8 protein-coding genes are annotated in these 7,046 nt (G+C 68.5%); all 8 read right to left on the minus strand.

What is annotated here, in order from left to right; genetic code table 11:
• Nucleotides 1-31 precede the first annotated feature (31 nt).
• Nucleotides 32-931, minus strand: coding sequence for a GTPase Era (era, locus tag H5J31_RS12190; RefSeq protein WP_181772629.1), 900 nt, complete (start codon nucleotides 929-931; stop codon nucleotides 32-34).
• Nucleotides 931-1,257, minus strand: a complete 327-nt coding sequence (locus H5J31_RS12195) for a cytidine deaminase (protein ID WP_181772630.1) — start codon at nucleotides 1,255-1,257, stop codon at nucleotides 931-933. The genes era and H5J31_RS12195 overlap by 1 nt, the downstream gene beginning before the upstream one ends.
• Entirely contained in the window at nucleotides 1,250-2,602 is a 1,353-nt protein-coding gene (locus H5J31_RS12200; RefSeq protein ID WP_181772631.1) for a hemolysin family protein, read from the minus strand. Before H5J31_RS12200 ends, H5J31_RS12195 begins: the two co-directional genes overlap by 8 nt.
• Before the next feature lie 11 nt (nucleotides 2,603-2,613).
• Nucleotides 2,614-3,168 carry an rRNA maturation RNase YbeY gene (ybeY, locus tag H5J31_RS12205; RefSeq protein WP_076166333.1) on the minus strand — a complete coding sequence of 185 codons (555 nt, stop codon included), beginning with the start codon at nucleotides 3,166-3,168 and terminating at the stop codon, nucleotides 2,614-2,616.
• Nucleotides 3,165-4,250 carry a PhoH family protein gene (locus tag H5J31_RS12210; protein ID WP_181772632.1) on the minus strand — a complete coding sequence of 362 codons (1,086 nt, stop codon included), beginning with the start codon at nucleotides 4,248-4,250 and terminating at the stop codon, nucleotides 3,165-3,167. The genes ybeY and H5J31_RS12210 overlap by 4 nt, the downstream gene beginning before the upstream one ends.
• A gap of 114 nt (nucleotides 4,251-4,364) precedes the next feature.
• Nucleotides 4,365-4,715 carry a histidine triad nucleotide-binding protein gene (locus tag H5J31_RS12215; RefSeq protein WP_181772633.1) on the minus strand — a complete coding sequence of 117 codons (351 nt, stop codon included), beginning with the start codon at nucleotides 4,713-4,715 and terminating at the stop codon, nucleotides 4,365-4,367.
• A 796-nt stretch (nucleotides 4,716-5,511) separates the two neighbouring features.
• Nucleotides 5,512-6,264, minus strand: a complete 753-nt coding sequence (locus H5J31_RS12220) for a 16S rRNA (uracil(1498)-N(3))-methyltransferase (RefSeq protein ID WP_181772634.1) — start codon at nucleotides 6,262-6,264, stop codon at nucleotides 5,512-5,514.
• A 2-nt stretch (nucleotides 6,265-6,266) separates the two neighbouring features.
• The coding region (locus H5J31_RS12225; protein WP_181772635.1) for a DnaJ C-terminal domain-containing protein at nucleotides 6,267-7,046 on the minus strand (780 nt) is incomplete at its 5' end.

The raw sequence follows: 7,046 nt of genomic DNA on the forward strand, positions 1-7,046 counted from the left end.
GAATCGAGACATTCCGTTCAGGCAAAATCAGTCAGAAGCCCAGCCGTCGCAACTGACGGGGGTCGCGCTGCCACTCTTTGGCGACCTTGATGTGCAGGTCGAGGTAGACCTTCGAGCCGAGGAGCCCTTCGATCTGCTGCCGGGCGCGCGCGCCGACGTCCTTGAGCCGCTCCCCCTTGTGCCCGAGGATGATGCCTTTCTGGCTCGGTCGTTCCACATAAAGGAACGCGTGCACGTCGATCATGTCGTCCCTGCCCTCGTGCGGCAGCATTTCTTCGACGGTCACGGCGATCGAGTGCGGGAGTTCGTCCCGGACGCCTTCCAGCGCGGCCTCACGGATGAGCTCGGCGACCAGGGTCTGCTCGGGCTCGTCGGTGAGTTCGCCGCCCGGATACAGCTGCGGGCCCTCGGGAAGGTGGTGTACCAGCAGGTCCGCGAGCGCGCCGACCTGGAAACCGTCCACAGCGGACACCGGGATGAGCTCGGCGAACTCCATGACCTCCTGCAGGGCGAGCAACTGCTCCGCGACCTGCTCGGGTTTCACGAGATCCGTCTTGGTGACGATGCCGATCACCGGGGTACGTTTGGCGATCTTCTTCAGTTCGGCGGCGATGTACCGGTCACCGGGGCCGACTTTTTCGTTGGCTGGAACGCAAAGCCCGACAACGTCCACTTCGGACCATGTCGAGTGGACGATGTCGTTGAGCCGCTCGCCGAGCAGGGTCCTCGGGCGGTGCAGCCCCGGTGTGTCGATGATCACCAGCTGCGCGTCGTCGCGGTGGACGATGCCGCGGATGGCGTGCCGCGTGGTCTGCGGTTTGCTGGAGGTGATCGCGACCTTGCTGCCGACGAGCGCGTTGGTCAGCGTGGATTTACCCGCGTTCGGCCGTCCGACGAAACAGGCGAATCCGGAACGATGCGGCTCGGCCATCAGTTCAGCACCTTGCCACTGGGATCGGAAAGATAGATGGGCGCCTTTTCGTCGATATCGCGTACCGCGTGTACGGAAGCCTCCTTGAGCAGGCCCTCGGCGGTGACCACGACGGCGGCTTCGATTCCTTCGGCGCCACTCGAAACGGCGGCGGCGACGGCGGCCTGTAACGCGGTGAGCTTGAACGACGGCTGGTCGACCGTGCTCGCCGCGTAGGTACGGCCGTCGGTGTCGCGGAGCGCGGCGCCTTCCTCGGCCTGGGTGCGGGCTCGCGCGGACCGGGCCAGCGTCACCAGCTTCTGGTCCTCGGCGTCCAGCTCAGGCATGTTCGACACTCCTGTCACTTTCATCGGGCTGTGGGACCCGGGTGCGGCGCCTGCCCTGGGCAGCGTCGTTCACCGCGTCCGCGTCGGCGGGGTGGACGACCACCGTGGTGATCCGCATCCGCCCTCGCCGGTCCTTACCGCCTTCGGCGAACAGCCGAAGTCCGGCGACCTCGGCTTCGGCCCCCGGCAGCGGGACCCTACCCAGTCGCTCCGCGAGCAGCCCGCCCACGGTCTCCACGTCGTGGTCTTCGAGGTCGATCCCGAACAGTTCGCCGAGGTCGTCGATCGAGAGCCGGGACGAGACGCGGACCGCGCCGCTTTCGAGTTCCTCGACCTCGGGGCGTTCGTCGGTGTCGGATTCGTCGGTGATCTCGCCGACGATCTCCTCGAGGACGTCCTCGATGGTGAGCAGGCCGGCGGTGCCGCCGTACTCGTCGACGGCGATCGCCATGTGGTTGTGCGAGACCTGCATCTCCTTGAGCAGATCGTCGAGGCGCTTCGAGTCCGGCACGAAGCTCGCCGGGTTCATCAGCTCCTCGACCGCGCGCCGCGGACCACCCTCGCCCATGTAGGCGGGCATGAGGTCCTTGATGTTGACCACACCCACGATGTCGTCGACGGATTCGCCGATCACCGGCAGCCGGGTGAACCCGGTGCGCAGGGCCAGCGCCAGCGCCTGGCGCACGGTCTTGTCGTGCTCGATCCAGACGATCTCCGTCCGCGGCACCATCACCTCGCGCGCGACGGTGTCGCCGAGTTCGAACACCGAGTGGATCATCTCGCGTTCGGATTCCTCGACGACGCCGCGTTCCTGCGCGAGGTCGACGAGTTCGCGCAGTTCGACTTCGGAGGTGAACGGGCCTTCGCGGAAACCGCGGCCCGGGGTGATGGCGTTACCGAGGACGATCAGCAGCCTGCTGAGCGGGCCGAGGATCGAGCCGAGGACCCGCACCGGGCCAGCGACGACCAGGCCGATCCGGTACGGGTGCTGGCGGCCGAGGGTGCGCGGGCCGACGCCGATGAGCACGTAGCTCACCACGACCATCACGCCGCCGGCGACGACGATGGCGAGCCACAGCGGCCGGATCCAGCCGAGGATGTCGACGGTGACCAGCACGGTGGCGGTCAGCTCGCAGGTCATCCGCAGCAGGAGGATCAGGTTGATGTGCCGACGGCGTTCGGTGATGACCTGCGAGAGCTGGCGCGCGCCGGGGCGGCCCATGCGGACGAGGCCGTCGGCCCGGGCCTTGGAGACCGTGCTGATCGCGGCGTCGGCGGCCGCGAACACCCCGGCCAGCAGGATCAGCGCGATGGCGATGATCAGCAATGCCGTGGGACTTCCCATTCCGGCGCTGCCTAGGCCGGGGGTTCGTCGGCCGGGACGGTGTCGAGACCGGCCGTACCGAGGAGCCGGTCGTCCGCGGTCCGCTGCGCGTCGCGCCGGTTCACCGCGGCCACGGCGGCCTGGAACTCGCCGAGGATCCGCTTCTGCAGACCGAACATCTCGCGTTCTTCAGCGGGCTCGGCGTGGTCGTAGCCGAGCAGGTGCAGCACGCCGTGCGTGGTGAGCAGGTGCAGCTCGTCGATCAGCGCGTGCCCGGCGGTCTTGGCCTGGTCCTTCGCGAACGCCGGGCAGAGCACGATGTCGCCGAGCAGCGCGGGTGACGCGTCGGGCGCGTCCGGGCGGCGCGACGAGTCGAGCTCGTCCATGGGGAAGGCCATCACGTCGGTGGGACCGGGCAGGTCCATCCACCGTTCGTGCAGGTCTTCCATCACCTCGAGGGTGACGAGGAGGATGGACAGCTCGGCGAGCGGGCTGACCTCCATCTTGTCGAGCGCGAAACGGGCGGCCGACACGATCGAGGTCTCGTCGACGTTGACGCCGGATTCATTGGCGATCTCGATGCTCATGAACGGCGTTGCCCTTTCCAGCCGCTGCCCTGGTCCCGGCTGTCCTGCAGCGCCTGCCACTTCTCGTACGCGTCGACGATGTCGCCGACGAGCTTGTGCCGCACCACGTCCTGGCTGGTGAGCTGGGCGAAGTGCAGGTCTTCGACGCCGTCGAGGATGTCCTTGACCACCCGCAGGCCGCTCTTCTGCCCGGTGGGGAGGTCGACCTGGGTGACGTCGCCGGTGACGACGATCTTGGCGCCGAACCCGAGCCGGGTGAGGAACATCTTCATCTGTTCCGGCGTGGTGTTCTGCGCCTCGTCGAGGATGATGAAGGCGTCGTTGAGGGTGCGGCCGCGCATGTACGCGAGCGGCGCGATCTCGATGGTGCCCGCCTGCATCAGCCGCGGGATCGACTCGGGCTCGACCATGTCGTGCAGCGCGTCGTAGAGCGGGCGCAGGTACGGGTCGATCTTCTCGTTGAGCGTGCCCGGCAGGTAGCCGAGGCGCTCGCCCGCTTCGACGGCCGGACGGGTCAGGACGATGCGGGTGACCTGCTTCGCCTGGAGTGCCTGGACGGCCTTGGCCATGGCGAGGTACGTCTTGCCGGTACCGGCGGGGCCGATGCCGAACACGATCGTGTGCTTGTCGATGGCGTCGACGTAGCGCTTCTGGTTGAGCGTCTTGGGCCGGATCGTCTTGCCGCGCCGGGAGATGATGTTCATGCTCAGCACTTCGGCGGGTGACTCGGAGTCACCGGTGGAGAGCATGCCGACGGTGCGGCGGACGGTGGCCGGGTCGACCTGCTGGCCGCGGCCGGCGAGCGTCACGAGTTCGGCGAAGACACGTTCGGCGAAGGCGACGTCGGCGGGGGCGCCGGTCAGGGTGACCTCGTTGCCGCGTACGTGGACGTCGGCGGCGAGGAGCTCTTCGGCGACTCGGAGGTTTTCGTCCCTCGAGCCGAGCAGGCTGAGCGCGGCGGCGTCGGGGATGGGGAATCGGGACTGGGCCGCTTCGGTGACGGTGGCCTGGTCGGCCTTCGTCGCGGTGACGTCCGCGGGAACGTCGGGTCGGGCGGCTTCACCCGGTACGGTTCCGGCCACGTGGCCTCGGGCCTACTTCCTGCGCTTACGCTGCGATTTTCAACGACAGTGACAGTGTCGATGCTACTGGTTGCGGGTGTCGGCACGCAGTCCGGTTTATCGGGGCCGGGCGCTTCAGCGTCCGAAATGCCCCAGCTGCTCGCCGCCGAGCACGTGCGCGTGCACGTGGAAGACGGTCTGGCCGGCGTCACCGTCGGTGTTGAACACCACCCGGTATCCGGACTCGGCGATCCCCTCGATCTCCGCCACCTTACGAGCGGTCGAGGCCAGATCCGCAAGGAGTTGGGGATCACCGGAAGCCAACTCGGCCAGATTGCGGTACCGCTTCTTCGGCACCACGAGCACGTGGACCCGCGCCTGCGGCGCTATGTCCCGAAACGCATACGTCGTCGCGTCCTCGTACACCTTCTCGGACGGGATCTCGCCCGCGATGATCCGCTCGAACAACGTCTCCGCGTCACTCATCCCCTCACCCTATCCCCCACCCGCCACACCCTCGCCCCAGTGGTCGTGAGGTCTGTCTTTCCCCTCACCAGGCGAGGGCCGCCAGGCCCTACGCCGAGACACCTGATCGCATCCACGTGCTCGAACCCGGATCTCACGTGATCAGACACGTATCTCGCGTGCGTGGAGCCGGATCTCACCGCCCGGACACCACACACCCGAGTTCCGGCTCCACGCACGCGAGTCACGGCTCCGAGCACACGAGTTCGGTACCTAATCAAGATGACGGAGGCAGGCCGCACACAACCCACTTCACACAACCCACTTCCCTCTCACCAGGCGAGGGCCGCCAGGCCCAACGCCGAGACCGAAGATCTCCGCTTCCGACCGCCCGGCACTCACCAGGCGAGGGCCGCCAGGCCCTACGCCGTTCACCTCACCACCTACGCACGCTTCGCTTTGCTTAGCCGCGTGGCTCGCCAACCGCCGCCGACCGCACCGTGGGGGTCCGGGGGCTCGGCCCCCGGGAGATACGCGGAACCGCTCCGTGGCGCGAAATTTGTTGCGCAGCAACGAGCGCAGCGAGGAGCGAAGCCACAAATGAAGACGCCGCGGCGCGGTGGAGCCTGGGGGTCGCTCCACCGCCGCCGCGGCTCCGCCGGACCGAGGGGGGAGGTGCCCGGCGGGGATTCACGCGCGCGACCGGGTTGTTCTCCCCAGTGGCGCGCCGAAACCGTGTGTTGCGCGTCAGTTAACGAGAGTAACGGCTGTTTGCGTGATCGCGCCATAACTCGCCGCAAAATTGTGGGGTGTTTTTTCACTTCCAGCGGTCGGTGAGAACTCCTAGCGCGCCGAGTGCGACGGCTGCGGCGGTGGAGGTGCGTAAAACGGTGGGGCCCAACCGGATGGCGGTTGCGCCGGCGTCGGTGAGGGTGGCGAGTTCTTCGTCTGTGATGCCGCCTTCGGGGCCGACGATGAGGAGGATGTCGCCTTGTGGTGGGAGTTCGGTGTCGGTGAGGCGGGTGGTGATGCCGGATTCGAGGACGAAGGCGCGGGAAACGGTCTGGGCGAGTTCCGCGAGTTCTCGGGTGCCGACGGGTTCGGTGACTTCGGGGATGTGGGCGCGGCGGGCTTGTTTGGCGGCGGCGCGGGCGGTGGTGCGCCAGCGGCCGAGGGCTTTGTCGCCGCGGGTTCCTTCTTCCCAGCGGGCGACGCTGCGGGCGGCGCGCCAGGGGATGATCGCGTCGGCGCCGGCTTCGGTGGCGAGTTCGACGGCGAGTTCGCCGCGGTCGCCTTTGGCGAGGGCTTGGGCGACGAGGACGCGTAGTGCGGGTGGTTCCTCGGTCCAGTGTTCTTCGATGGTGAGGGTGAGTGCCGCGTCCCGGCCGGCTTGGACGGCTTCGACGACGCAGCGCGCCATTCCGCCTTCGCCGTCGGAGAGGACGAGACGTTCGCCGACGCGCAGCCGCCGGACGGTGGCGGCGTGCCGGGCTTCCTCGCCGTCGAGCGTGGTGCGCCCGGAACCGGGCAGCGCGGCGGTGAGGAAGACCGGCAGTGTCGTCTCGGGCACGGTTACCGGTGGTTCTTGGCGCGCAGTTTGGAGAACAGCCCGCCGGGCTTGGTGCCGTTGGAGGAAAGCGAAGGCACGTCTTCGCCGCGCTGCTGGGCGAGTTCGACGAGGAGGTCGCGCTGGGCGTCGTCGAGTTTGGTCGGCACCACGACGTCGATGTGGACGTGGAGGTCGCCGCGGCCGTCGACGCGGCCGGAGGACCGTAGGCGCGGCATGCCTTTGGCGGTGAGCACGAGTTCGGTCGCGGGCTGGGTGCCCGGCTCGATGTCGAGTTCGTAGTCGCCGTCGATGAGCGTCTCGATGGGCACCGTGGCGCCGAGGGCGGCGGTGGTCATCGGGATGCGGAAGTTGCAGTGCAGGTCGTTGCCCTGGCGGACGAACACCTCGTGCGGTGCCTCGTCGATCTCGACGTACAGGTCGCCGGCCGGGCCGCCGCCGGGGCCGACCTCGCCTTGGCCGGAGAGCCGGATGCGCATTCCGTCGCCGACGCCCGGCGGGATCTTCGCGGTGACGTTGCGGCGTGCGCGGACGCGGCCGTCTCCGCCGCACTGGCGGCAGGGGTCGGGGATGACTTCGCCGAAGCCGCGGCAGACCGGGCAGGGGCGGGCGGTGACGACCTGGCCGAGGAACGACCGCTGCACGGACTGGACTTCGCCGGCGCCGCCGCAGGTGTCGCAGGTCTTGGTGCCGGTGCCTTCGGCCGCGCCGGCGCCGCGGCACAGGTCGCAGACGATGGCGGTGTCGACGGTGATCTCGCGGTCGACGCCGGTGGCGCAGTCCTC

It is taken from the genome of Amycolatopsis pittospori (assembly GCF_013870525.1).
Classification (GTDB): Bacteria; Actinomycetota; Actinomycetes; order Mycobacteriales; family Pseudonocardiaceae; genus Amycolatopsis; species Amycolatopsis pittospori.